Here is a 26,515-nt window from a genome sequence, read left to right as displayed (position 1 = left end):
TAGATATGAAGCGTATTTTGACAGCTTTACTCCTCCTGCTGGCGATGCCTTCCCTGGCGCAATTGAAACACAGCAGGGAATCCCAGTATCCTACTTACCACGGACTCATTATGGCTGGCTATCAGGGCTGGTTTCGTGCTTCCGGTGATGGCTCCGGCGCCAAACGGTATTCCTATGGCGATGAAACCCGCAGCGGCATTGATATGTGGCCCGATGTAAGCGAATATGAAAAAACATATGCCACACCTTTTAAACTGGCCAACGGACAACCCGCGCGTTTCTTCAGCTCCTATGACAAAAGCACTGTAGACCTTCATTTTAAATGGATGCAGCAATACAACGTGGACGGTGTTTTCATGCAGCGCTTTTTTAACAACGCCAAACACCGCGACAGCATTTCCGGCGTGATCCTGAAAAACGCATTTGCTGCTGCATCAAAATATAAGAGAGCTATTGCAGTGATGTACGACCTCTCCGGCTTAAAAGCCTCAGGAGAAGACTGCTCTGCCATTATTGAAGACTGGAAATACCTGGTAGATCAGCTGAAAGTGACCAATCAGCCGGGTGCCAAAACTTATTTACAGGAAAATGGTAAACCAGTGGTAGCAATATGGGGGATCGGTTTTCCGGACCGTCCATATAATCTCCGCAATATCGGGTTGGACAGATTGATCGACTTTCTGAAAAATGATCCGGTATACGGCGGTTGTGCCGTGATGCTGGGTGTGCCCACCGCGTGGCGTACACTCAATGCCGATTGCCTACCAGATCCTTATCTGCATACCCTCATTAAACAAGCGGATATAGTGCTGCCATGGAACGTACAGCGTTATTCTCCGCTACTCCACAATGATATGGACCGCTTCCGTGATAACCTGATAGAGGATCTGGCCTGGTGTCGCGCCAACAAGCTGGAATATGTGCCTTGCGTATATCCAGGATTCAGCTGGCATAATCTGAGCCGCTATGAATTTCCTGATGATGTAAAACCATCTGGTTCTATTCCAAGACAAGGCGGACGTTTTTACTGGCAGCAAATTACGACCGCACTCACTGCGGGTGCCAGTATGCTTTATGTAGCCATGTTTGATGAAGTAAATGAAGCTACGGCCATCTTTAAGGCGTCTGACCAGCCACCAGTGTGCAGCACCACGCCGTTTATCAATTTAGATGGTAAACCATCAGATCATTATTTATGGCTAACCGGGGAAGCAGCTAAAATGCTGCGCAATGAAATACCGGTTAGTGTGAAAATGCCGGAAAGAAAATAAACAGATGAGTAGAATAGATAGGTAGACAAAATGGCTGATTAAAATACTATTTTAATCGGCCTTTTTTACGCGGTGCATGTTAGATACAGTTATAAGGGTACAATCAACGCTTATTTTAACGCCTGCACTGCCAGGTACTTACCTTTGGTTAACAGGTATACGCCACCAAAATAAGAGGCAATACCTACAAGTGAAAATACAATCAGCATCCAGATAATTTTGCGTCGGTTTCCTTTCCGCCGTTGATCTCTGCTCAGGATCATCTGTTCCACTTCCAGCCATCCCCGACCGGGATCGCCGGTTCTGAAACGTTGATCCAGTCTGCCAGATCTTATCATTTGCTGATAAATAGCGGCGACAGATTTAGCATTGGGAATATTATCCATCAATGCAATCAATTCCCTCGTATCATCATCTGCTATGCGCCCGTCTGACATTGCCTTTTCAGGCAAATTTTTTAGCGTAAACCTATCTGCAATCATTTTAAAATACGAATTCATAATAATGCCTGCATGAGTGATTTGATATCGGTATTGTATCTACGATATTGGGGCATGCATAGTTTTAATTTCCGTAAGAAAAACCTTTTAGCAACGGCAGGCGCCGTCTTACCTCGTATACTCATATACATACTTTATTTACATTAAATAAATAACAACCCTTTGCTTTCTCCGGGGTAAAAACAGCTCAAACACACTCCTTTAATACGGACACCTAACAATGATTTCTGAAACCTTTTACCACAGCCTATTTTAGCGACAAAAAGTTCTGAATCCCGCTACTACAGAATTCCTTTAGGAATTATCCCTATTTTTAGCCCATGAAAGTGCTGATTATAGAAGACGAACCCGCGCTCAGAAACAGTATACAGGAATATCTTGAACATCAGGGCTATATCTGTGAACTGGCAGCAGATTTTAAACAGGCAATAGATAAAGTCAATGAATTTGACTACGACTGTATTGTGGCAGATATAGGTCTTCCACTGGGAAATGGCCTCGATATAGTGAAAGAATTAAAAATGCTGGAATCCAGAGCAGGTATCATCATCATCTCTGCAAAAGATTCACTGGAAGATAAACTCAGTGGCCTGGAACTCGGTGCAGATGACTATCTGACCAAGCCATTCCATTTATCAGAACTCAATGCCCGCGTAAATGCTATTTTACGTCGTAAAAATTTTGACGGCAACACCACCATCACTTTTAATGAAATTGTCATAAAACCAGCATCCAAAACAGTACTGGTACACAATAAATCTATCACCCTCACTGGTAAAGAATATCAGTTGCTGTTATACTTCATTGCCAACCAACACAGGGTAGTCACCAAATCAGCACTGGCAGGACATCTGTGGGGAGATGAATACGATCAGGCAGGATCTTATGATTTCATTTACACGCACATAAAAAATCTCCGCAAAAAGATGCTGGAAGCCGGCGGAGAAGATTACATCAAAACAGTTTATGGCACCGGTTACCGCTTTGGTTAACCCGCTGGCAAATATAAATATACACACTGCTATCATGAAGCTGCTGACTAAAACAACGGTTTATTTTCTGCTTATCATGTTACCTGTTTTTGCAGCAGGTGCGTTCTTCCTGTATGCTAAATTCAACAAAGAAATTAAACATGAAACAGATGAAGAACTGGTGAACGATAAACTACAGTGGATGCGTTACCTGGACACAGCCAGCGTGAACAATCCCATATTCAGCATCAGCACACCGGAATTCAATTTACAGCCTACCGAAAAAGCCGCACAAAAAAAGCATAGGCTAAACGGCGTCAGCATCTACCAGGAACCGGAAAATACTTATGCACCTTTCCGGCAACTCACACAGGTGATCAGTTTGCATAACAAAAACTATCAATTCACCCTGCGTAAATCACTTATTGAAAAAGATGACCTGATCCGAAATGTGGCATATGTAATGCTCTCCGCTTTCACAGGTCTGCTGCTGTTTGTGCTGATTTCCAATTGGCTGATCAGCAAAAGCGTGTGGAAACCATTTTACCGCTCCCTCGATCAGATACAACGCCTGCAACTGAATAAGCTGGAAAACACCGTATTCGACCAAACCGCCATCCACGAATTTAACCAGTTGAATACCGCACTTGGTAACATGACCACCCGCATTCACCAGGATTATACCAGCATCAAAGAACTAACGGAAGATGCCGCCCACGAAATGCAAACGCCCTTAGCCATCGCACAAAGCAAACTGGAATTATTATTACAGGACGATACACTTTCTGAAACGCAAATGAAAGGAATTCTGATCAGCTATGATGAGCTGCAACGCCTGTCCAGACTCAATCACAACCTGCTGCTGCTGGCGAAAATAGAGAATCAGCAATACCCTGTTACCGAACAACCTGACCTCTGTACTGTCATAAAAAAATACCTGTTGCTTTTTGAAGAATTAATCAGAGAGAAAGAACTCCACATCCATCAGGAAATGACAGACACCGCCCCATGGCCACTACACCCTGCACTCACGGATATACTGGTGAGTAACCTGCTAGGTAATGCCATCAAATACAACTATTCAAAAGGCAACATTGATATTCGTTTAACACCTAATGCCTTCAGTATTACCAACAGCAGCCAGCTACCGGAAATCCCCGCAGAAATGCTGTTTCAGCGCTTTAAAAAACACAACAACGGTTATACGAATTCTAACGGACTGGGACTTGCCATCGTAAAAAAAATGGCAGATACCTACCACCTGCATTTGACGTATGGTTATGAAAACGGCCAGCATACTTTTACTGTAACTGTCTGAAACATTCAGATTTGCTCCAGATTCTATTACTTTCTTTGTACGACAAACCATACACGTTGTTATATGAAACGCATTTTACTGGCTATAATTTTACTGAGTACGGGCTTTCAACTGGCTGCTCAAAATCGTGTACCCATTTCCGTTAGTGATACTACCAAACCGTCTGCTAAGGATACGATCAGCAAAATTTCCGACCTGAATGAAGTCATTATTTCTTCTACACGCAATAACAGCCGTATTGCAGACCTCCCCATGAAAGTAGAAGTACTGGGCAAAGAAGATATGATGGAAGAAAGCGGGATTAAACCCGGTAATGTCGCGAGTATCTTAGGCGACTTATCGGTGATACATATTCAAAATACCTCGGCAGTCAGTGGTAATAACGCCATCCGTATGCAGGGACTGGATGGCAAATACACACAGCTGCTCCGCGATGGCGTACCCGTATACGAAGGTTTAAGCGGGAATTTTGGTGTACTCGCCATTCCTCCGCTGGACCTCAAACAAATCGAGATCATAAAAGGCTCTGTATCCACACTCTATGGCGGTGGGGCTATTGCCGGCATTATCAACTTCATAGCCAAAACACCCGGCAGTTCACCTGAACTTACCATACTGGCCAACCGCAGCACGCTGAAAGAAACGAATGTAAATGCCTTCTACTCAGAACGCTTCGGTAAAACCGGGCTGACATTGTTTGCCGGTGTCACTACACAAAATCCGGTAGATGTAAATAAAGATGGCTTCAGTGATGTTCCCCGGCTGCGGCAATACCTGCTGCATCCCCGCTTCTTCTGGTACATCAATCCACTGAGTACCCTGGTAGCAGGTTATACCGGCACCATCGAAAAGCGTGAAGGCGGTGATATGCAGGTACTGGAACATTCCGCAGATAATATTCATCAATACACAGAAGTCAACAATAGCGAACGTCATAGTGTAGACCTGCAATTTACCCGCAAAAGCCTCCTCGGCGGCACCCTGGCGATCAAAGGCGTGGGAAGTTTCTTCCATCTGCAAAATGATCAGGGCACCTTTGCGTTGCTGGGTAACCAAACCAGTACTTATGCAGAAGCTTCTTATAATAAAAAAAGCGGGCGGCACGATTGGGTGGCAGGGTTGAATAATACCGGTGAAATTTACCGCCGTGCTCAGGGCGATAGCACCTTGCTTGGTAACTACACCTACAATACTATGGGCGCCTTTGTGCAGGATGGCTATCACTTTACCGATCAGTTCCTGGCGGAAGCCGGAATTCGCGCCGATTACCACAACGTATTCGGATGGTATGTACTGCCCCGCCTGGCCTTTGTATACAAACCGGCAGAAGGCCTTTCTCTCCGCCTCAGCGCAGGCACCGGCTATAAATCACCGGCCGTATTTACCGCGCAAACGCAAACCATTGGCTATCGTAACTTGTTGCCGCTCAGTGCAGGTATTAAGTCTGAAAGAAGCCAGGGCATTAACTTTGACGGCAACTACCATACCTCTCTCGGCAAGGTAGATGTTACTATCAACCAGGCGCTGTACTATACCCATATCAAAGATCCGATCCTGCCGGTAGCAAGTAAGAACGACAATAACATGCTCCTGCTCCAGAACATGCCTTACCAGGTAAACAGTCTGGGTACCGACTCCTACCTCCGTTTTGAACTGGATCACCTGGAATTGTACCTGGGTTACAACCATACGGTTTCCAGGTATAACAATACCGGATCTACCAATATTCCCTTTGCTCCGCAGGACAAATTTGCCAGTACCCTGGCGTATGAAATAGAAGGGAAATGGCGCTTTGGGATAGAAAACAGCTGGATAGGTAATCAGTATGATGAAGCCAATCATAAAACGCCCAATTACTGGTTCTGGGCGGCCATGATTTCCCGGCAGTTTGGTGAACATATCACGCTGGTATTGAACGGAGAAAACATTTTTGACGCCAGACAAGGCAAAAATACGCCATTGTTTACCGGCCCGGTGAGTCATCCCAACTTCGCATCCCTCTGGGGGCCCATAGATGGACGCACTATCAACATGTCCGTAAAATTTAATTTATAGATAATATTGAGAACGGCGTACCTTCGCGATCCTAATTTTCTGTGCAAAATGAGATCTGCAAAAAACAGGTACGCCGTTTTATTTGGCTTTGGTACCTTACTCCTTATCCTGTCATTCCTGGTTAGAACTGCTCTGCTTATCTGGATTTATCCACAATCCGGCCTCCATATCTCTGATATACCCGCTATTTACGGCAAAGGTCTTGTCTACGATGTAGGAGTGGCGCTGTTCTTTACCATTGCTTACGCCTTTTACCTCTTAATACTGCCACAGCGGCTGAATAGTACGTTATTTAACCGGGTATTTACCTATATCGGCTTTTTCCTGGCCACCATGATCCTGGTATTTTCCTTCTTCGCTGAATTTACTTTCTGGGGAGAATATGCCGGTCGCTTTGACTTTATAGCAGTAGATTATCTCATATATACATACGAGGTGATCGGTAATATCAATGAGTCATACCCATTGCCATTACTGATTGGAGGCGTACTGCTGTTCACGTTCCTGCTTACCTGGGGCCTTAGTCGCCGGGGGACTTTCCGCAACAGCTTCCAGTCTAATACTTCCTGGGGAAAAAGATTGCTCACATTTGCCACCTTGCTGGGATTACTTCTGCTACACGTTTATTTTATCAGCAATACCTGGGCAGAAAAAAGTAAAAACCGCTATGCGCAGGAGTTATCCAAAGCAGGCGTCTATTCCTTTATTTCTGCTTACCAGAATAATGAGCTGGCTTATGATAAATATTATTTACTGGAAGATGACAACAAGGTGTTCGATCGCATGCGCTCCCTCCTGCAGTCACCAGACAGTCGTTACCTGGAGAATGGTAAGAGTGTTTACAGAAGTATAACGGATACGGCTACACGCGTAATGCCGAATGTAATGATGGTCACCATCGAAAGCTTCAGTGCCGACTTCATGGACCGCTTCGGCAACACCCAGCACATCACACCGGTACTGGACAGCATTGCAAAACAAAGTATCCTGTTTACCAATATGTATGCTACCGGCACCCGCACAGTGAGAGGGATGGAAGCCCTTACCCTGGCCGTTCCTCCTACACCCGGACAAAGTATTGTACGCCGCAAAAACAATGAAGGCCTGTTTTCTGTAGGCCAGATATTTGAACAGGCCGGTTACGAAAGCACTTTCTTTTATGGTGGCGATGGCTACTTCGACAACATGAATAAATTTTTCGGCAACAACGGCTACGATATCACCGACCGACATCGCCGGAAGCTAGTAGAAGATCAGATCACCACTACCCGTACCAACATACCAGATAGCGCCGTTCAATTCTCAAATGCCTGGGGTATCTGTGATGAAGATATTTACAACGCCGCTATCAGAAGTGCCGATGAGAAGTACGCCGCAGGAAAGCCGTTCTACGACTTCATTATGACGACCTCCAATCATCGCCCTTTCACCTACCCTTCCGGTAAAATAGATATTCCTTCCGGTGCAAGCCGGGAAGGTGCGGTAAAATATACCGACTACGCCATCGGACAGTTCCTGAAAAATATCAGCACCAAACCCTGGTTTAAAAATACGGTAGTCATCTTCGTAGCAGATCATTGTGCCAGCAGCGCCGGTAAAAATGAAATTGAAATCAGCAAATATCATATCCCCTGCATCCTGTACAATGTACCCGGGGCTACGCCACAGGAAATCAGTGCTATGTGCTCACAGATAGATATCTACCCTACCCTGTTGAGCTTATTGCACTGGAGTTACAACAGCAAACTCTACGGAAAAAATGTACTGGAGCCTGGCTACCAGCCACGTGCCATGATCAGCACTTACCAGAAACTGGGCTACCTGGAACCCGGAAAATTACTCATCCTCAGTCCACAACAAAAAGCAGCCTGCTTTAGCTGGAACCAGGCACGCAATGAACAACACGCAGCACCTATGGATAGCAGTCTGCTGAAAAACAGCATTGCGAATTATCAAACGGCTTACTCGTTGTTTAAAAACGGCGGGATGAAGAAGTAATCCATTCGTGATTGGGAGAATTTGTTAGCATCACCTGGTATTGCAGCACAAATTCTCCCAATCACGAAATATTTCATGTTTGTTTTTCCTCATAATTCCCTAAATTTATTTCCCCGGTATCATATTGATAATTTTTCTACCAACCGGTACTCATAATCTGGCCTCTTTTAAGCAACATTCGTCCAACATATAGCAGTACTGTCAGCCATTGACGGCAATGCCTTGTTTTTTTATTTGCTGAAAACAACCAAAACAGTAAAATCAACATCACTCATGCTGGCTACAACTTTTACGGGTTCCCTAGAAAGTGATCCGGACGGCGGGGAAATGAAAGATGATATGCAGCTGCATGAAAGACTAATGCGCCAGCAAAAATTACTGGAAATCATTGGTAGTATTCATGATAATTTTGCAACACCCGAACGCATCCATGATGCGTATGAACATTTATTACCCGATCTGATTTCACTAACAAACAGTGAGCACGGTTTTGTGAGCGAAGTGATTCAAAACCGGAATGGTGTCGTTCAGTGGCAACCGCTTGCCAAAAGCCGGATGCCGGAAAGCGAAGGAAGCTTTGCTGCGTCCCTGCAAAAGGCGGTCTATAGCGGGCACCCGCATATCAGTACTGTTGATAGTGGAGCCGTCAACTCCTGGTCGTTTCTGGGAATTCCGATTGTATTTCAACAAAAGGTCCTGGCTATAATAGGCCTGATCAGCAAAACCACTAGGTATACTACCGCCACCATACAACTACTTCAGCCCCTGCTGCAGGTGCTGGGTAATCAGCACGGACATGCCTTCCGTGTCCGTGAATACCAGCAATTGAAAAATGTACATACCGAACTGAAATCAGAATGGGAGGCACTCATGATGACGCTGGACGATATTGTGTTTGAAATGAATGATCAGAAAGTCTTCACCAAAGTATGGTGCAACCAGGAAAGCCTCCTGTTTCGTCCCCGGGAAGAAGTAATAGGCAAAACCATATCCGAAGTATTGGGCGAACATTCCATTGCCTTTAATCGCCTGGCAGACAAAATCCTGCGGACGGGAGAACCCCAGGAGTACCTATATCCGGACATCCGGCAAAGTCTTGAGCATTGGTACGAACTGAAAATGACGCTCATCAATAGCCCGCAACCAGGCCCTAAACGGATATTACTGCTTATCAGGAATATTTCCACCCGGGAAAGAAAACATACCGGCTACCAGCAGGCACAGTCAGAATTGAAGCGAAGCAATCAGTTACTCGGTATTTGCCAGCAAATGGGTAAAATGGGGGGCTGGGAATTCAATGTGGTGACCGGCGAAATGTACTGGACCAAAGAAGTGTATGCTTTGAGAGAAGTACCACCCGACTTCCCCATTACATTTCATGCAGCAGCCAGTTTCTATCATCCCGATGATCAGCCGGTTTTTGAAGCCGCCCGAGATCTCCTCTCCAGCGAGAATGTACCTTTTGACCTGGAACTACGGCATATTTCTGCCAAAGGTACCAAAACATGGGTACGGACAGTAGGCCGGCCCGTACGAAACAATAACGGCCACCTGACACATTTCCGGGGTATCATCATGGATATCACCGATAAAAAAGATACTGAACTGGCACTCACCAATGCCAGGGACAGCGCACAAAAAGCAGCACAATCAAGAAGTGAATTCTTATCCGTTATGAGCCACGAAATCCGTACTCCTTTAAATGCCATCATAGGCATTGCAGGCATCCTGGAAGAAAATCCGATGACAGAACATGCAGAAGTCATTCATAGCCTGCAATTCTCTGCCAACCATTTGCTGGGTCTTATTAATGATATTCTTGACTTCAGCAAGATGGAAGCAGGTAAGATTGAACTGGAAAAAATTCATTTCGATCCGGCGGCCCTTATACAGGGTATTACCACCAACTACCAGCCAATGGCCAAATCCAAGGGAATTGAACTGGTGTCCAACATCGATAGAAGACTGCCGGCCAACATTACCGGCGATCCGGTCAGGCTCTCACAAATCATCAATAACCTCCTCAGCAACGCTATCAAGTTTACCAACGAAGGCAGCGTTACCATAGCCGTACAAATGGAACGCAGCACGGAAGATACCTGCAATATCTCCTTTATGGTAAAAGATACCGGGATAGGCATAGTCCCTGAAATGCAGGATAAAATATTTGAAACTTTTGTACAGGAAGATTCTGCCACCACCCGCCATCATGGTGGTACGGGATTAGGCCTGGCCATCACAAAAAAACTGGTCAACCTCCATAACAGCAATATCACCCTGGAAAGCCAGAAAAATGAAGGCACCATTTTCCGCTTTGATATCCGTTTCGCCGTTCCGGAAAACGAAGCCAATCAACTCCGTAAAAAAGAGAAACAAGCCACTGGCTTCCTCAACGACATCACGTTGCTCGTAGTGGAAGACAATGCCATCAACATACGCATCATTGGATTACAGCTGAAAAATTCAGGCGCCACCATCGTCACCGCCAGTAATGGCCGGCAAGCCCTGGCCAAAATGCAGGAACAGTCTTTCGATGGCATCATCCTCGACCTGCATATGCCGGAAATGAATGGCTATGAAACCATCCCGCATATACAACACCTGCAGCCCAACGCTTTTATCATTGTACTTACCGCGGATATTATGCCGGAGGTAAAAGAGCGGCTCCATAAATTGCAGGTGAAAGATATGCTGCCCAAACCCTATGCTGCGGAAGATCTCCTGCATATTTTGGAAGAAGCGAAAAACAGAAGGCAAAAGCAAAAAGCTATTGACGCGAATGACCACAGCTGATAATACCTCAATATCCTGGTTCGATCATACAAACTCATTCGTGTCAATAGCTTTTTGCTTTTGCCTTCCGCTTTCCGCTTTTAAAAGTACCTTCGCGCCTGCACAAAAAGCCAACAATTATGCAAACACCTTCTTTGTCGGCCCGGGACCTGGACGTCATCTGGCACCCGTATACACAAATGCAAACCGCTCCTGCGCCTATCGGTATTGTACGTGGACAGGGCGCACTTCTTTTCGATGAACAAAACAACAGCTATATAGACGCCACTTCCAGCTGGTGGGTAAACATACACGGCCATGCACATCCACATATTGCACAGCAACTGGCCGCCCAGGCGCTGCAACTGGAACATTGCATCTTTGCCGGGTATACCCATCCTCCGGCCGTAAACCTGGCGGAACGCCTGCTACAGATCCTGCCGGATAACCAACGCCGCATATTTTACTCCGACAACGGATCTACTGCGATAGAAGTAGCCCTGAAAATGGCCATACAATACTGGGATAATAAAGGTACCCGTAAACATAAAATACTGGCCTTTAAAAATGCCTATCATGGCGATACTTTCGGCGCTATGAGTGTGAGCGGCAGAAGTGTGTTCACCCGCGTGTTCGATGACCTTTTGTTTGATGTTCACTTCCTGGAGGTACCCACCGCGGAAAACATCTCACAAATAATAAATACTATAAAAGACTTACAGCCGGAAGACATAGCTGCCTTTGTTTTTGAGCCACTGCTCCAGGGCTCCGGTGGGATGGTGATGTACGATGCCAATGCATTTGAGCAACTGTTACAGTATTGCGCTTCCAAAAATATTTTACTCATCGCCGATGAGGTAATGACCGGCTTCGGCAGAACCGGAAAAAACTTTGCCATGGAGTATCTCCATACGCAACCGGATATGATATGCCTCTCCAAAGGGCTTACCGGCGGCACCATGGCGCTGGGCGTAACCACCAGCACCGCTGCCGTATACGAAGCATTCCTATCGAACGATAAGCTGAAAACATTATTCCATGGCCATTCCTTCACGGCCAACCCCCTCGCCTGCACCGCCGCACTGGCCAGCCTGGACATCTTTACCGATCCCGCCTGTGCACTGAACCGGGAACGCATACACGAAAAACATGCTGCCTTCTTAAGCGAACTGCAACAGTTTTCGATGATAAAAAATCCAAGATTGCTGGGTACTATCCTCGCATTTGAAATAGTAACCTCCAACGCAGACGGGTATACGAATGCGTTAGCAGATCACCTGCACCGCTTCTTCCGGGAAAAACGGATCATGCTGCGCCCGTTGGGTAATACACTCTATATACTGCCACCATACTGCATCACCAACGAACAGCTGGACCAGGTATATGAGAGCATCCGGGAACTGATACCAACACTTGGCCACCAATAAAAAAATGGCTTAAATGCAAAGAGGCCGTCTTTTCAGACAGCCTCTTTGTAAATACTTCACCCAGTACAATTATTTTACCGGTACAGCAATTTTAGTATCATCCCACTCAAATACCACAGCATTGCCTGGTAATGTGAATGTGAGCTTTTCAGCCGGCGTAGCCAATGCTTCGCGCTTTACTTTTACTGCTACCACATCTTCACCTTTATTTTTGTCGTAATCATAAGCACCCCATTGACCCAGTTTACCATTGAGGATAACGGTCCAGGTTTTAGGATCAGGAATAGAAAATAAAGTGTAAGTGCCGGCTTTTACAGGTTTACCACCAAATACAACATCTTTGCTGAAGGTGATTTGAGTGGCTTCATCGGCACCGGTACGCCATACTTTACCGAATGGCTCCAGGGTGCCAAAAATTACGCGGCCATTTTTAGAAGGTTGTCCGTAAACTACTTTAATACCGTTGGCTTCTGTTGTAACGTGTGGACTCTTACGTGGCTTTTCCTGTGCAAAAACGAGGCTGGTAACTGCCAAAAATAAGGTTGCCAAAAAGAAATGTTTCATTTTTTTAAGTTTTTTCTGAAATAAGAAGAATTTTTCAAGAAAGCTTTACAATTTAAATTAAACCATAAAATCCGTTGTAAGCAAAACAATGGGATCAATGGTAAAATAACTCCATATTACTTCTTTTCACAGATATCACTCAACTTAGTTAAGCCGGTTTCCATGGCAGGCCCATAGATCCGGTCCGTTACAAATCCTCTTAATTTCCACCACGGCAGCATCCCCAGTTTGATTTCCATATGCCAGAATATAGCCGTGGATGCTCCATCTGCTGTGGGCTTTAGTTCAATACCTCCATTTACAGGTCTGGCACCTTTGATATCCAGCAGGTAATGTATGCCCTTAGCCGGATCACTGTCCAGGATCGTTACCTTTCCACTGCTTTCCTTGCCGTCCCAGCTATACCAGGCGCCTGTGCCGGCAGCCGGCCCTGAAAATACGAGGGTAGCGGTGCTGTCTGGCTTTGTCCATGGATTCCAGGGCTCCCATGCCTTCAGGTCACTGATCTGTGCATATACCACGGAAATTGGGGCCCGTATCACGCCGGTACGCTCTACCACTCCCGTAGATGGAAATAACAATGACAGCAGAAAAATCATACTGCCCAAAATGATCACACTGATCAGCAACAACTTAATAAGACGCATAGAAAGAAATTACGAATTACGAATGATGAATTACGGAGCATGGAGTATATCATACCCTGTAATTCGTAATTCCTCATTCGTAATTCTATTTATCGACAATCCTTTTTATATTCTCCAATCCCTTTTCAAAATCTTTCCCCACCCACTTGTCCATCATCAGGCCCATGACTTTTCTCAATGGATGCTGCCCCATATGGCAAATCATGCCCCAGGTAACCAGGGTGCCTCCGGTAACGGTATCAAAGCGAAAATAGCCTTTGGCGAGTCCCATGGCCATAAAATCGGTATCTGTAGCGATGTACTGATCTGCCCGCGACTCCGTGACAGACATGTGCCCCTTGCCTACATTGCGGTTGCTGCTTTCCCAGCTATATCCCGCGCCTACTCCGCTTTCCTTTTCTCCATAGGTAATTTTCACCGCCGGGTCCTGCTCTTTCCAGGGCGACCACAGCTCCCAGTTACGCACCACATTTACCAATGGGAAAATAACACCGGCTGCTGCCGGGACTAACAGCGAACGTTCCACTTTAACGGTGGGTGACAGGAATAAACTGAAAATGAAAAGCCCCAGTACAAGGACAATAAATGCACCCAGAATAATGAAAAAGGCTTGCATCTGACTGGATTTAGATAGCACAAAGCTAATAAAATCACACTATTCCCACTTGAATACTTTCACGGCTACCGCATATACGACAACACCCCACAAAGTAAGAATGGCAATATCCCAACCTACATTCCAGAGATGTTGCCCCTCAAAGGCCACTTTCCGCAACGCATCAATCAGGTAAGTCAGCGGCATTATTTTGCAAATAGGCTGCAGCCAGCCCGGGAAGGAATCTATCGGGAAAAAAGTGCCCGCCAGCAGGAACTGTGGCAGGGTAACAATATTGGCCAAAGGAGGAATGGTGCTTTCGTTTTTAGCCAGACTGCTTACTACAAAGCCAAAGCCCATGAATACCAGCAGCCCGAACACTGACAATACCAGCATTTCCAGGAAAGTGGCAAAACCATGCACCAGCGTAAAGCCAAACGCAAAATGCCCCAGCGCAATAATCACCACAGAGCTGATCAACTGGAAGATCATCCGGCTCAGCGCCTCCGCCAGTACAATATAGGTACGTTTGATAGGCGTAGCAAAGAAACGCTTGAGTACCAGCGTTTGACGCATATTATAAAACAGGAAAGCGGTACCAAATACGGCCGCACTCATCAGCGCAAATCCCAGCTGTCCCGGTAAAATAAAGTCAATGGTCTTAAATTCCCGTCCGGGGATCTCTGTTTGCTTAAAAACAGCCACAGTAGGACGTTTATAAGAGGAGTCATCCATGTTGGCGGTCACATTTTTCAACACGCCCATCAGGATCATTTTCTTACTGGCATCTGAAGCGGTAGACGTCCGGATATCAATTTCATAGTGCGGCACCTTATCTGCACTTTCCACAGGCACCACGTTCAAAATAGCCACCAGTCGCCCTTTCTTCAGGTCTTCCTCCATGTCAGCTGCCGGTTGATCCGTTACCAGCTTCAGGGCGCTTATATAATGCAAGTTCTTATAAAACTCACTCGTAGTATCGGTTTGGCGGCCTACTCCCACTTTTACGGAAACAGTACTGCCTCCTATAAACCCAAACACCAGGATAAATACCAGCGGGAACCCCAAACTAAACACCACGGCGGAAGGACTCCGGAATATACCCCTTAAACTTCCTTTCGTAATCGCCAGCATGGCCCTCAACTGATTGTACTTAGCTCCATTCATCTGATCTGCTATTTTAAAAACCGGAAGCAAAACTACTATAAAAAAGGAGAAAGCCTAAGGCATAAAGCAAAAAGCTATTGTAGCGGAGATATAAAGGGATATTGTATCCGCTTCGATCTATGCTACAATAGCTTTTTGCTTTATGCTTTGAGCCTTCTGCTCTTAGAAGCTATATTTAAATGGTATTCTTGCCTGTATCTGGCCATGCAACTGCTGCACGTCTTTCAATTGTTGATACAGCTCATAATTAGCGCCCAGCTCTTTTTTCACCATGTTGGCACTGGTCTCTGCACCTAACCCTTTGAGGAACCGGGCGATCTTATTCTTTCCAGCTTCAGGATATTCCCTTAAACGGTACTCAGATAATTTTGCCAGTCGCGCCGCACAAGCCAGGGCTTCATTCACACCACCTATACGGTCTACCAGTCCCAGTTGTTTTGCCTCTACACCGCTCCATACACGTCCCTGGGCGATGCTGTCCACCACAGCAGGATCCAGCTTTCTGCCGGCTACCACGCGGGATTTGAAGGAAGCATAGGTACTGTCAACACCATTCTGGATAAAGCGCTTCTCTCCTTCTGTCAACGGACGACCTACTGAACCCAGATCGGCATACTGTGCCGTTTTAACACCATCGAAAGTAACACCCAGCTTATTTTTAAAGAAATCCTGCAGATTAAACATCACACCAAATACACCGATAGAACCGGTTAAGGTATTAGGCTCTGCAAAAATGCTGTCGGCCATACAGGAAATATAATAACCACCGGAAGCGGCATAGTCGCCCATAGATACGACCACTGGTTTTACTTTCTTCGCCAGCGACAGTTCCCTCCAGATCACTTCAGAAGCCAGCGCACTACCGCCACCGGAGTTCACACGGAACACGATGGCCTTCACATGCTTATCTTCTCTTACCTTGCGGATTTCGCTGATATAATTTGCACTGGCAATGGTATTATCCTTATCAGATTCTCCATCCACAATATCACCCTGCGCATAGATCAGTGCAATTCTGCCCTCTCCCGTGCCGCTGGAAAGTTCGGTACCTACATTATATTTCCCCAGGGTAACAAAGTTGATGTCACCATCCGTCTTGGTAGCTGTTTTACTTTTCAACTCCGCAGTTACTTCATCATCATATTTCAAACCATCTACCAGCTTATATTTCAACGCATCATCGGGCTCCTGGATCAAATTTTCATTGGCGTATCCATGTAAGGTAGCAGTATCTATATTACGTGCTTTGCCTACTCCCTGCAGGAAAGTACCGTACAACTCTCCCAGGAACTGGGTAGTTTGAATACGGTTAGCTTCGGTCATCTGCGTTTCACGCAATGGCTCGGTAGCGCTTTTGAATTTGCCGCAATAGAAAATTTCCGGTTTTATTTCCAGTTTATCCAATGCTCCCTTTAAAAAAGGGATCTGGGTGGAGAAACCTGTGAAATCCAGTCCACCTTTGGGGTTCAGGTAAATTTTATCAGCAGCGGAAGCCAGGTAATAAGCGCCTTGCCCCATCACTTCTCCATATGCATACACAAATTTGCCTGATTTACGGAAACGAAGCAACGCATTACGCAACTCTTCTGTGCTGGCAAAACCACTGGGATTACCATTTACTTTGAGATAAATACCTTTAATGTTATCATCATTGGCTGCATTTTCGATCAGTCGTACTGCCTGAAACAAACCAGGCACCTCTCCTTCATCATCCGGCATCAGGGCACTAAGCGGGTTTACTACTTTCTGTTCTTTATACGACTGGCCCGTTTCGAGCACCAGTACGCCGTTGGGGTTAATGGTTACCTTTTCGGAGGTAAGGGCCTTGCCTATTATGACCATCAACACGATGATGCATATACCTGCAAATGCAACAAATGCAAGAAAGGCTGCCAGGAAAACTTTGAAGAAACGCATACTTTTTGGTTAAGATGAAACTGAGATAGAAAGATACATTTTTTCAAAAATAAGGAATATGGCTACTTTTGGGGCTTGAAATATACATGAATACAGCAATATTACTTATAGGTGGCAATTTGGGTGATCGTACCGGGAACCTTGAAAAGGCGGTACAGCTGATCTCAGAAACAGCCGGAGAGGTCGTACAGATCTCCGCCTTATACCAGACCGCTCCCTGGGGAGCCGTGGACCAGCCTGATTATCTTAATCAGGGTGTAGAAATCCGCACCACAATGGATGCACTAACGTTACTGCATACACTTTTGGAAATAGAAAGAAAGATTGGACGTATCCGTCAGGAGAAATGGGGATCGAGGGTCATTGACATCGACCTTATCTTCTTTAACGACAGCATTATAGCCCTACCGGAATTAAAGTTGCCGCATCCCCGGATGCAGCTACGGCAATTTGTACTGGTGCCTTTGCTGGAAATCGTCCCGGATTATGTACACCCGGTGTTACATAAAACAGTTAAAGAACTGGCAGCCAGCTGCCCGGATACATTACCGGTTAACCGCTACTCCAACTAAACGGGTTAGCATCATTCTAAACAACACATTCATGCACTATAAATTTATTACGGTAGAAGGGAATATCGGCGCTGGCAAAACAACACTGGCCAATATGCTGTCTGCTCATTTTTCTGCGAAACTGATCCTGGAAGAATTTGCAGATAATCCTTTCCTCCCCCTCTTTTACGAACGCCCGCAACAATACGCCTTCCCCCTTGAATTGTTTTTCATGGCGGAACGTTATAAACAACTGAAAGAAATGCTGCAGTCGCAGGATCTTTTCAGCGATATCATTATCTCCGATTACCTCTTTATTAAAAGCCTGCTGTTTGCAAAAATCAATCTGCCGGAAGAAGAATATGCCCTGTATCAGAAATTATTCGACATCATCAATCCGCAGCTGGTACAACCCGAACTACTTATCTTCCTGAACGCACCTGTTACCAAGCTTCAGGAAAATATCAAACACCGTAACCGTACTTACGAACAACATATTCCGGACGAATACCTCATGAGTGTACATGATATGTACATGCAGTATATTAAGCAGCATCCGGTACGTACACTGGTGGTAGATACCACCAAAGTAGATTTTCTCCGTCAGCCGGAAGACTTTAATAACCTGCTGCTGGCGCTGGAAAAAGAGTATGCACCGGGCGTGCATTACTTAAAGCTGTAGTACGATTTTTTGTCTTTGTCCAGGATTCTCCCGGACAAAGACAAAATCCGCTTTAAACCTTCTGCGCAATAGCATTCGCCGCTACAAAACCGCTGGTCCAGGCATGCTGAAAATTAAAGCCGCCTGTGATACCGTCTACATCCATTACCTCACCGGCAAAATATAAATCAGGTACCAGCCGGCTCTCCATGGTGGCAGGATCTATTTCACTCAGCGTAATACCACCGCAGGTTACAAATTCCTCTTTAAAGGTAGTTTTACCTTTTACCGGGAACTCCATGCTGACCAGCAATTTCATTAACTTGTTCTGGTCTTTGGCCGGCAGGTCAGCCCAACGCATTTCTTCCGGTATTCCTACCTGTTGCAGCAGAAATTGCCATAACCGTTGAGGCAAACTGAATGGATTCTTATTATATAATTTCTGTTTTCCTAACTCAAAACGCAGGCTTTGCCAGTCTTCCCGCAGCGTGTTTTCATTATAGGCCGGCAGCCAGTTCACAATCGCTGTAAAGGTATACTGGAGTTGCTGCAGCTCCCGGGCACCCCAGGCCGATAGGCGCAATATGGCCGGGCCACTCATACCCCAGTGGGTGATGAGCAAAGGTCCTGTTTCCTGTAACTTCGTCCCAGCCACTTTTACCTGGGCTGTGTTGGCCACTCCCATCAGGCTGGTGATCGGATTACCAGGCATGTTAAAGGTAAACAGGGAAGGCGCCGGTGGCACGATGCTATGCCCGCTTTGTTCCAGCCAGGCAAATTTGCCCGCCTGCGCATACCCTCCGGCGGCAATACATAAATAATCAGCTACCAGCTCACTGCCATTTTGCAATTGCAGTTGCCAGCGGCCATTTTTCCCCTTTTTAAAGGAAGTCACCTCTGTATTGGTCCGGATATTCAAATGGTATTTATCTGCTTCCCGCAGCAAACAATCGATGATGGTCTGGGAATTATCTGTTACAGGGAACATACGACCATCTTCTTCTGCCTTCAGCTTCACCCCTCTTTCGGCAAACCAGGCGATGGTATCGGAGACAAAAAACCGGGAAAATGATTTCTTTACAAAATTCTGCCCCCTTGGATAGCGTTTAGCCATATACGTAATATCCGGTGCATTGTGGGTAACATTGCAGCGGCCACCGCCACTTACCTTCACTTTGGATAACAGCTTGCCTGTTTTCTCCAGCAGCACGACTTCCAGCTGCGGGCAAAGACGGGCCGCATTTACCGCACAAAAAAATCCGGCAGCTCCACCGCCTGCCACCACTAAACGTTTCTGTTCTGAACTCATTAAAATCTTGTTAAAACCATGGCTTGAGCACGCAATAATAACAAACCTGCCGTAATCTTACCGATTAATCTTCCGAAGTTTATATTTTTACATATATTATACTGGCTCAAAATATATTGCATGCAACCGCACCTGAAGAAAAAGCGACATCACCTGAAATGGATGATCCCTGCCGTTCTGTTAACCGGCGTAATGAGTGCACTGGCTATACTACCATCGCCCAATGATTGGTCCGACCGCATAGTGAAGGCATTACAAACATTTGGTTCCCGCTACCCGGCTGAAAAAGTTTATCTCCACCTGGATAAAGACTACTACGCCTCCGGCGAAACCATCTGGTTCAAAGCCTATATCAMCCTGCAGGGAATGCCTTCCACTTCCGCTACCAATCTCTATGTAGAGTTGCTGGATAAGAACAATAACATTGTACAGAAGAAACTGTTTGCTGCCGGTAATGCCGGCGCTCCGGGTAACTTCGATATTCCTGAAACACAGAAACCGGGCGTATACCAGCTCAGGGCTTATACCGCCTGGATGCTCAATTTCGATCCCGCTTTCAGCTATAACAGGACCATAGAAATATTTGATCCTTCCAAAAAAACAACCGCTCCCGCCGACAGCGTTGTTGCGCCCGACTTTGCAGTACAGTTTTTCCCGGAAGGTGGTAACCTTATTGCCGGCCAACCTAATATCGTGGCCTTCAAAGCCATTGACAACAACGGCTACCCGATTGAGGTTTCCGGTACCGTTAAAGATGCCAAAGGCGGCAACTCCGTTGCGCTTAAAACCATTCACGATGGTATGGGTACCTTTGATATTACCCCTGCCAACGGACAGGATATTTTCCAGGCAGTGGTGAAAAGTGCCAAAGGACAAACCAAAACAATTGCCCTGCCAGCACCGGTAACCACCGGCGCATCCCTGAAAGTATTCAATAAAGGCGCCCGCATCTTTTACCAGGCCGTTCCCGGTAATGTAAGCGATACCGCCTTTAATGACCTGGTGATTGTGGCTCAAATGGGCTCCCAACTGGTGTACAAAGCCAGTCTGGATGTAGGCGAAGGCCGGATCAGTGGTTTTATCCCGGCAGACCATCTGCCTTCAGGTATCTTACAAATTACCCTGTTCGCTAAATCAGGTATGCCGCTCTCTGAACGACTCACCTTCGTCCGAAAAAATGACCTCCTGCAAATGGATGTACTAGACGCAGATACCCACAAAGAACCCAGGGCGAAAAATGCCATTGAAATCCGCCTGCCGGATACCCTGCAAACCAGCATATCCATGGCAATTACAGATGCCGATGCTGTACCGGTAGATAAAAATTCAAATAACATCGTTTCTACTTTCCTGCTGACCTCCGATCTCAAAGGATATATATACAACCCGTCCTGGTATTTCCATAACAATGCCGATTCCACCCTCCGTGGTCTGGACCTCGTAATGATGACCAACGGCTGGAGACGGTTCGCCTGGGAAAAAATCCTGAATAACGAATTCCCGGAAATCAGATTCCCTTACGAACAAGGGCTGCTGATGAAAGGAGTAGCCACCATGCTGAATGGCCGTCCTATGCCTACCGGTAAACTGGATATGATCATCCGCCTGCCGATAGACAGCTCCTCCATGTTCGCCTCTGCACCTATCAACGATAAAGGTCAATTTGAAATTGCCAACATGGTGTTCCCGGATACGGCCTATATCTACTACCAGGGCAATGACCTCGTAAAAAAAGGAGTAGATGTAAATGTGAAGTTCGATAATCACTTCTTCGAACGCCCTACCCAGGTTAAAATACCTTATCCATTGCGGATACCACCAGCGATAGACAATAATGCCCTGAAGCAGTTCCTGGCCAATGCAGCGGAAGGCAATAAGGTAAACCGGTCCATCAACAACAAAACGGTATACCTGAAAGAAGTAAACGTCAATGCCACAAAAGTTAAACCGGAAGAAACCACCGAAAAGCGTTATACCTCCGGTATGTTCTCCGGCGGCGATGGCTATACATTTGATCTGACCAAGGAAAATCCGATTGCACTCAACGTATTCCAGTATCTGCAATCTAAAGTAGCAGGGCTGCAGATTACCGGCGATCTGAGTAACCCTTCATTGTCGTGGCGTGGTGGCAAACCAGGCTTATACCTCAATGAAATGCAATCTGATGTAAGCATGCTGGGTACCCTCTCCATACAGGATATCGCCCTCATCAAAGTATTCCGCCCTCCGTTTATGGGTGGATTTGGTGGTGCCAACGGCRCCATTGCGGTATACACGAAGAAAGGTGGCGACAATGCCCCTAAAAATGATCCAAGCATCAGAGGCTTTAAACTTTATAAGAAAGCGGGTTATACCATCGTGAAGCAGTTCTATTCTCCTGACTACTCCGTTAAGAAAGAAGTACATGCTTTACCTGATAAACGCCTCACGCTCTACTGGAATCCAAACGTAGCGGTTGATACACTCACACACACCGCCAGGATACAATTCTACAACAACGATTTCACCAAACGTTTTCGTGTAGTCGTAGAAGGTATAGGAGATGATGGCAGCGTAGGCAGACTGGAACAGGAATTTTAGTAGCTTTTAGCTGTTAGCCATTAGCTTTTAGAAAAAATGCAGCGGAGATAAACATATATACTATGTGCTCCGCTGCATTTTTTCTAAAAGCTAATGGCTAACAGCTAAAAGCTATAAAATCAACAACGGCGTTACAATCCCTATTGAGAAACGATAGTTATCATTGTTTATCATCCCTAATTTCGTTTGTGCGTAATTGGTATACCGGTATACCCGTCCTATCATATTGGCATATACTTTCAGGTTCACATGTTTAAGCGGGTATACTTCTATACCTGGTATATATCCCCAGGCGGTACGCAGTTTTTTATCTTTGTTGGGGTCGGGATTTCCATCCCAATAGGCAAAATCCACCATGCCGGTTAAAGCCAGGTGTACAATCCTGCTCAGTTGTATATCAGCACTCAACCAGTGGCTCATATATTTCACGCCCTGCACCGCTTTTTTATCGGGGGTAAAGCTGCTCACAATTCCCTTGCGATCCAGGTTTTCAAGACTTAATTTAAAATCATATTGCAGGCGGAAACGGTTTAAGGAAAGCTGGTTGCCCAATGCAATGTAGTTCATGTACTGGTGGGTAGCTTCTTTAAATATACTGTAAGACCAGATGGTGCTGAACTTGCCGTCAAACATATTACCCCGCCAGTTGATCACCGCGGCAAAAGGAAATTTACTTTCACTGATACCAGGAATAGAATCATACAGTTCCTTAAATGTTTTGGTTCTGCTGTTGAGTATCTGAAAAGTGAATTCATTATTCTTATCAGGCAAAAAACCCAGTCCGGCACCTGTCAGGAAGTTATCGGAATATTCGATGATGTCGGAATATTCGTAAATATCGATCGGGTTCGCATCAAACTCGTAGCCGCCCCAATCTGCACATAATTTACCGGCATATATTTTCCATTTTTCATTGGGATCGAAACGAACAAAAGCCAGGTCAGTAGATCTGCTGAGGTTATCAATAGACTGTGTTACCGGATCACGGGTGTAGCGGTCACGGAAGCGGAAATACAGCTTATCTGCTACCTTACCTTTGATCTCCAGCCGGAACTGCTCATTCACAAAGCGGGAACCTGTATAAGTACCGTTTTCAAAGTCATTGCGAAAGGCGAAACGCATATTGGCGATGACGTCTACATTATTCAGCAATGATTGCTTGTTTACCGGTATCAGCGGGGTATGCAGGGTATCATTCGCAGATTCCTGCTGCTGTGCAGATGCAGTAAATGCGTACAATAGCATGCACGCCATTAACCATTTGCGGATATGCATAATCATTAGATTTCGGGAGTCATAGTTTGCCTGTAAAAATGCTACCACAGTATCCCTGCCAGGAGGAAACCCACTGCCACAGAAACACCTACACTCACAAAGCCTGGTAACATAAAGCTATGGTTCACCAGGTATTTACCTATATGTGTGCTGCCTGTACGGTCAAAATTGATGGCGGCCAGCAGTGTAGGATAGCCGGGTAAAACAAAGTCGCCATTTACTGCCGGAAACATAGCCACCAGGTGCGGAGGAATAATGCCCAGTGACAAACCCAATGGCATGAGCGCCTTGGTAGTAGCGGCCTGACTGAAAAGCAGGATGCTGAGCAGGAAAAGAGCAATAGCAAATGTCCACGGAGCAGCACGCACCATATCACCCAAGGCATGTTCTATGATATCGGTGTTGGTTTGCATAAAAGTAGCGCTCATCCATACCACACCAAAAATAGATACTACTGCCTGCGCACCGGAATTAAATAAACTTGCTTTCGCCACGGCAGCCGTAGTGGTTCTGCAAAGCAGCATAATAGCGGCTGCAGCAGCCAGCATCACCAGTTCTATTACTGCAGACATTTTGATATTGCCGGCAGCATCTACGGCCAGGTTACTGGTACCTTCTCCGAAAGAAGGCAACATATCTGGGAAAGCTCCTACCAGTACAATCAGTAATACCGCCAGCCCGAAAATCAGTACAGAAGTTTTAGCACCCGGTAACAGCGGCGCCCTGGCAGCTTCCGTATCTGAATTAATGCTGGCTGCAAACTCAGGGTCTTTCATCTTTTCGAGGAACTGGGGATCTTTGTCGAGGTCCTTACCCATTTTCCAGCATACCGCCACACCTGCCAATGTTCCTACAATCGTAGCAGGAATACATACTTTGAGGATTTCCAGCAGCTCCACTTTACCACTGAGGATCGTTAATATAGCAGCGGTGGCGGCGGAAATAGGACTGGCCGTGATAGCCAGGTGAGAAGAAATAACAGAAATACTCAATGCTCTTTCAGGGCGTATTCTTTTTTTGGTAGATACTTCTGCAATAATAGGCAACAACGAATAAGTAATATGTGCGGTGCCTGCAAATAAGGTAAACAGATAAGTCACCAGTGGGCCCAGCAATACAATCAGCGAAGGCTTGCTGCGTAGAATTTTCTCTGCCAGTCTTACCAGGTAGTCCATCCCACCGGCAGCCTGCAACGTAGCCGCAGTACTCACTACCGCCAGTATAATCAGCATTACATCAATAGGAGGATCTGCAGGCCGCATGCGGAACAGGAATATATAAATGGCCAATGCCACCATTCCCATCACACCCAGTCCAATACCTTTCATTCGGGCGCCTGCAAGGATAGCCCCAAGCAAAATTGCAAATTGTAACCAGATCATATGAAGTGTGTATATCTGATAATAATGATCGGATGTTTCTACACTACAGACAGGCGCCGGCAAAGAGAGAGCGCCGGAACATACGGGCAGCCTACCGGAAGGCGGTAGCTGCCCGCGTATTTTATTGAATAAACTGGGGTCTTATCAGGTTGTCGAAAGTGAAAATTTCATCCCATTTTTCCTGCGTTACCCATTTCTTTTCCTTCACTGCCAGATCATGAACAGATTTTCCTGTTTCCAGTGCTTCGCGTGCAATAGCGGAGCATTTTTCATATCCGATAATAGGATTCAGCTGTGTTACAATACCAATGCTATGCATCACCATTTCTTTGGTACGGTCTGCATTGGCGGTGATACCCACTACGCATTTATCTTTCAGCGTCTGACAGGCATTATTCATATAAGTAATCGCAGTAAACAATGCGAAAGCAATAGTAGGTTCCATTACATTGAGCTGCAGCTGTCCTGCTTCTGCGGCCATGGTCACCATCAGATCAGCGCCAATAACATAGAAAGCAGTTTGGTTCACCACCTCTGGTATTACCGGGTTTACTTTACCCGGCATAATAGAAGATCCCGGCTGCATGGGAGGCAGGTTAATTTCGTTTAACCCTGTCCGTGGGCCGGAAGATAATAACCTCAGATCATTACATATCTTGGAAATCTTTACAGCTGTACGTTTCAGCACACCAGACAATTGCACATAGGCACCGGTGTCATAGGTAGCTTCTATCAGATCTCCAGCCAGTATCAGATCCAGGCCGGTAATAGTCGCCAGGTATTTGGTGACCAGTTCGGAATATCCCTTAGGTGCATTTACGCCTGTACCAATCGCGGTGGCACCCATATTTATTTCAGAGATGAGTCGTTTGCTTTCTTCCACGCGGGACAGCTCTTCGTTGATATTGGTAGCAAAGGCTTTGAACTCATCGCCCATACTCATGGGCACCGCATCCTGTAACTGGGTGCGTCCCATTTTCAGCACATTTTTAAACTCCACTCCTTTAGCGCCGAAAGCTTCTGCCAGCTCACTCAGGGTAAGTTTGTACCCGGTGAGTTTATTCATGAGCGCTATGCGAAAAGCGGTAGGATAAGCATCGTTGGTTGACTGTGAGCAGTTTACATGATTGTTGGGATGACAGAATTCATATTGTCCCTTTTCCTTCCCCATCATTTCCAGGGCCACGTTCGCAATAACTTCGTTGGCATTCATATTCACCGAAGTACCTGCGCCGCCCTGTATCAGGTCGCTCAGAAACTGGTTATTAAACTCGCCAGCAATCACGCGATCACAAGCCTTGATAATATATTCTGCGATATTTTTATCCAGTACACCCAGATCGCGGTTGGCCATGGCGGCGCCTTTTTTCACATAGCCCAACGCCTGTACGAAAACGGGTTCCACCATCAGGGGAATACCGGTAATATGAAAGTTCTCAATTGCACGCAGGGTTTGAATACCGTAATATACGTCGGGTGGTATTTCTTTTTCTCCTAGGAAATCGTGCTCAATTCTCTTTGCCATATTTAAAGTAATTTAGGCCTGAAAGTTAAA

Annotated in this window: 20 protein-coding genes; 10 read left to right on the top strand and 10 right to left on the bottom strand. The window is 45.9% G+C overall.

Going from position 1 to position 26,515, the window contains the following annotated elements; all coding sequences use genetic code 11:
• The first annotated feature begins 5 nt into the window (after positions 1–5).
• Positions 6–1,271: a glycoside hydrolase family 99 protein gene (locus AC1DCV_RS23345; RefSeq protein ID WP_477025402.1), complete on the top strand. Its 1,266-nt coding sequence runs from the start codon at positions 6–8 to the stop codon at positions 1,269–1,271.
• Between the two features lie 110 nt (positions 1,272–1,381).
• Here AC1DCV_RS23345 and AC1DCV_RS23340 read toward each other — a convergent pair whose 3' ends face one another.
• Positions 1,382–1,708 (bottom strand): hypothetical protein, encoded by a 327-nt coding sequence (locus AC1DCV_RS23340; RefSeq protein ID WP_477025401.1) that lies wholly within the window; start codon positions 1,706–1,708, stop codon positions 1,382–1,384.
• Between the two features lie 383 nt (positions 1,709–2,091).
• Here AC1DCV_RS23340 and AC1DCV_RS23335 point away from each other — a divergent pair, with 383 nt between their 5' ends.
• The 6 genes from AC1DCV_RS23335 to bioA all read left to right on the top strand — a co-directional run bounded on the left by AC1DCV_RS23335 (position 2,092) and on the right by bioA (position 12,312).
• The gene (locus AC1DCV_RS23335) at positions 2,092–2,763 is read left to right on the top strand and encodes a response regulator transcription factor (protein WP_477025400.1); all 672 of its coding nucleotides are present in this window, start codon (positions 2,092–2,094) and stop codon (positions 2,761–2,763) included.
• Complete coding sequence (locus AC1DCV_RS23330; protein WP_477025399.1) at positions 2,738–4,060, top strand: sensor histidine kinase; 1,323 nt, start codon at positions 2,738–2,740, stop codon at positions 4,058–4,060. The genes AC1DCV_RS23335 and AC1DCV_RS23330 overlap by 26 nt, the downstream gene beginning before the upstream one ends.
• Before the next feature lie 63 nt (positions 4,061–4,123).
• The gene (locus AC1DCV_RS23325) at positions 4,124–6,115 is read left to right on the top strand and encodes a TonB-dependent receptor plug domain-containing protein (RefSeq protein WP_477025398.1); all 1,992 of its coding nucleotides are present in this window, start codon (positions 4,124–4,126) and stop codon (positions 6,113–6,115) included.
• A 48-nt stretch (positions 6,116–6,163) separates the two neighbouring features.
• Positions 6,164–8,113 (top strand): LTA synthase family protein, encoded by a 1,950-nt coding sequence (locus AC1DCV_RS23320; protein ID WP_477025397.1) that lies wholly within the window; start codon positions 6,164–6,166, stop codon positions 8,111–8,113.
• A 273-nt stretch (positions 8,114–8,386) separates the two neighbouring features.
• Positions 8,387–10,906, top strand: a complete 2,520-nt coding sequence (locus AC1DCV_RS23315) for an ATP-binding protein (RefSeq protein ID WP_477025396.1) — start codon at positions 8,387–8,389, stop codon at positions 10,904–10,906.
• A gap of 119 nt (positions 10,907–11,025) precedes the next feature.
• Positions 11,026–12,312 carry an adenosylmethionine--8-amino-7-oxononanoate transaminase gene (gene bioA, locus AC1DCV_RS23310; RefSeq protein WP_477025395.1) on the top strand — a complete coding sequence of 429 codons (1,287 nt, stop codon included), beginning with the start codon at positions 11,026–11,028 and terminating at the stop codon, positions 12,310–12,312.
• Positions 12,313–12,381: 69 nt separating this feature from the next.
• On the opposite strand, the gene AC1DCV_RS23305 is transcribed toward bioA, so the two are convergent.
• The 5 genes from AC1DCV_RS23305 to sppA form a co-directional block, all read right to left on the bottom strand.
• Entirely contained in the window at positions 12,382–12,876 is a 495-nt protein-coding gene (locus tag AC1DCV_RS23305; protein WP_477025394.1) for a DUF2911 domain-containing protein, read from the bottom strand.
• 116 nt (positions 12,877–12,992) lie between these two features.
• Entirely contained in the window at positions 12,993–13,523 is a 531-nt protein-coding gene (locus AC1DCV_RS23300; RefSeq protein WP_477025393.1) for an SRPBCC family protein, read from the bottom strand.
• An 85-nt stretch (positions 13,524–13,608) separates the two neighbouring features.
• Positions 13,609–14,139 (bottom strand): SRPBCC family protein, encoded by a 531-nt coding sequence (locus tag AC1DCV_RS23295; RefSeq protein ID WP_477025392.1) that lies wholly within the window; start codon positions 14,137–14,139, stop codon positions 13,609–13,611.
• 39 nt (positions 14,140–14,178) lie between these two features.
• Positions 14,179–15,285, bottom strand: a complete 1,107-nt coding sequence (locus tag AC1DCV_RS23290) for an ABC transporter permease (protein ID WP_477025391.1) — start codon at positions 15,283–15,285, stop codon at positions 14,179–14,181.
• A gap of 162 nt (positions 15,286–15,447) precedes the next feature.
• Positions 15,448–17,202 carry a signal peptide peptidase SppA gene (gene sppA / locus AC1DCV_RS23285; RefSeq protein WP_477025390.1) on the bottom strand — a complete coding sequence of 585 codons (1,755 nt, stop codon included), beginning with the start codon at positions 17,200–17,202 and terminating at the stop codon, positions 15,448–15,450.
• A gap of 86 nt (positions 17,203–17,288) precedes the next feature.
• On the opposite strand from sppA, the gene folK reads away from it, so the two are divergent.
• Entirely contained in the window at positions 17,289–17,774 is a 486-nt protein-coding gene (folK, locus tag AC1DCV_RS23280; RefSeq protein ID WP_441574394.1) for a 2-amino-4-hydroxy-6-hydroxymethyldihydropteridine diphosphokinase, read from the top strand.
• Positions 17,775–17,805: 31 nt separating this feature from the next.
• Positions 17,806–18,435 carry a deoxynucleoside kinase gene (locus AC1DCV_RS23275; protein ID WP_441574395.1) on the top strand — a complete coding sequence of 210 codons (630 nt, stop codon included), beginning with the start codon at positions 17,806–17,808 and terminating at the stop codon, positions 18,433–18,435.
• Between the two features lie 52 nt (positions 18,436–18,487).
• Here the strand turns inward: AC1DCV_RS23275 and AC1DCV_RS23270 are convergent, their stop codons facing one another.
• The gene (locus AC1DCV_RS23270; protein WP_477025389.1) at positions 18,488–19,723 is read right to left on the bottom strand and encodes a BaiN/RdsA family NAD(P)/FAD-dependent oxidoreductase; all 1,236 of its coding nucleotides are present in this window, start codon (positions 19,721–19,723) and stop codon (positions 18,488–18,490) included.
• Positions 19,724–19,843: 120 nt separating this feature from the next.
• On the opposite strand from AC1DCV_RS23270, the gene AC1DCV_RS23265 reads away from it, so the two are divergent.
• Positions 19,844–22,303, top strand: coding sequence for an MG2 domain-containing protein (locus AC1DCV_RS23265; protein WP_477025388.1), 2,460 nt, complete (start codon positions 19,844–19,846; stop codon positions 22,301–22,303).
• A 111-nt stretch (positions 22,304–22,414) separates the two neighbouring features.
• Here AC1DCV_RS23265 and AC1DCV_RS23260 read toward each other — a convergent pair whose 3' ends face one another.
• From AC1DCV_RS23260 to aspA, 3 genes are all read right to left on the bottom strand, one after another.
• Positions 22,415–23,578: a porin gene (locus tag AC1DCV_RS23260; RefSeq protein ID WP_477025387.1), complete on the bottom strand. Its 1,164-nt coding sequence runs from the start codon at positions 23,576–23,578 to the stop codon at positions 22,415–22,417.
• 41 nt (positions 23,579–23,619) lie between these two features.
• Positions 23,620–24,960 carry an anaerobic C4-dicarboxylate transporter family protein gene (locus AC1DCV_RS23255; protein ID WP_477025386.1) on the bottom strand — a complete coding sequence of 447 codons (1,341 nt, stop codon included), beginning with the start codon at positions 24,958–24,960 and terminating at the stop codon, positions 23,620–23,622.
• Between the two features lie 121 nt (positions 24,961–25,081).
• On the bottom strand, positions 25,082–26,485 hold the full coding sequence (gene aspA / locus AC1DCV_RS23250) for an aspartate ammonia-lyase (protein ID WP_477025385.1): 1,404 nt from the start codon (positions 26,483–26,485) through the stop codon (positions 25,082–25,084).
• Positions 26,486–26,515 lie beyond the last annotated feature (30 nt).

The sequence above is a fragment of the Chitinophaga sp. 10T418 genome, assembly GCF_056394125.1.
This window is presented reverse-complemented; position numbering and strand designations above follow the sequence as displayed.

Excerpts from the sequence above, each read along its gene's own strand:
- bioA (WP_477025395.1), top strand. The coding sequence starts at position 11,026 with ATGCAAACACCTTCTTTGTCGGCCCGGGACCTGGACGTCATCTGGCAC.
- AC1DCV_RS23275 (WP_441574395.1), top strand. The coding sequence starts at position 17,806 with ATGCACTATAAATTTATTACGGTAGAAGGGAATATCGGCGCTGGCAAA.
- aspA (WP_477025385.1), bottom strand. The coding sequence starts at position 26,485 with ATGGCAAAGAGAATTGAGCACGATTTCCTAGGAGAAAAAGAAATACCA.
- AC1DCV_RS23340 (WP_477025401.1), bottom strand. The coding sequence starts at position 1,708 with ATGTCAGACGGGCGCATAGCAGATGATGATACGAGGGAATTGATTGCA.
- AC1DCV_RS23345 (WP_477025402.1), top strand. The coding sequence starts at position 6 with ATGAAGCGTATTTTGACAGCTTTACTCCTCCTGCTGGCGATGCCTTCC.
- AC1DCV_RS23260 (WP_477025387.1), bottom strand. The coding sequence starts at position 23,578 with ATGCATATCCGCAAATGGTTAATGGCGTGCATGCTATTGTACGCATTT.
- sppA (WP_477025390.1), bottom strand. The coding sequence starts at position 17,202 with ATGCGTTTCTTCAAAGTTTTCCTGGCAGCCTTTCTTGCATTTGTTGCA.
- AC1DCV_RS23300 (WP_477025393.1), bottom strand. The coding sequence starts at position 13,523 with ATGCGTCTTATTAAGTTGTTGCTGATCAGTGTGATCATTTTGGGCAGT.
- AC1DCV_RS23320 (WP_477025397.1), top strand. The coding sequence starts at position 6,164 with ATGAGATCTGCAAAAAACAGGTACGCCGTTTTATTTGGCTTTGGTACC.
- AC1DCV_RS23325 (WP_477025398.1), top strand. The coding sequence starts at position 4,124 with ATGAAACGCATTTTACTGGCTATAATTTTACTGAGTACGGGCTTTCAA.
- AC1DCV_RS23305 (WP_477025394.1), bottom strand. The coding sequence starts at position 12,876 with ATGAAACATTTCTTTTTGGCAACCTTATTTTTGGCAGTTACCAGCCTC.
- AC1DCV_RS23315 (WP_477025396.1), top strand. The coding sequence starts at position 8,387 with ATGCTGGCTACAACTTTTACGGGTTCCCTAGAAAGTGATCCGGACGGC.
- AC1DCV_RS23290 (WP_477025391.1), bottom strand. The coding sequence starts at position 15,285 with ATGAATGGAGCTAAGTACAATCAGTTGAGGGCCATGCTGGCGATTACG.
- AC1DCV_RS23295 (WP_477025392.1), bottom strand. The coding sequence starts at position 14,139 with ATGCAAGCCTTTTTCATTATTCTGGGTGCATTTATTGTCCTTGTACTG.
- AC1DCV_RS23330 (WP_477025399.1), top strand. The coding sequence starts at position 2,738 with ATGGCACCGGTTACCGCTTTGGTTAACCCGCTGGCAAATATAAATATA.
- folK (WP_441574394.1), top strand. The coding sequence starts at position 17,289 with ATGAATACAGCAATATTACTTATAGGTGGCAATTTGGGTGATCGTACC.
- AC1DCV_RS23335 (WP_477025400.1), top strand. The coding sequence starts at position 2,092 with ATGAAAGTGCTGATTATAGAAGACGAACCCGCGCTCAGAAACAGTATA.
- AC1DCV_RS23270 (WP_477025389.1), bottom strand. The coding sequence starts at position 19,723 with ATGAGTTCAGAACAGAAACGTTTAGTGGTGGCAGGCGGTGGAGCTGCC.
- AC1DCV_RS23255 (WP_477025386.1), bottom strand. The coding sequence starts at position 24,960 with ATGATCTGGTTACAATTTGCAATTTTGCTTGGGGCTATCCTTGCAGGC.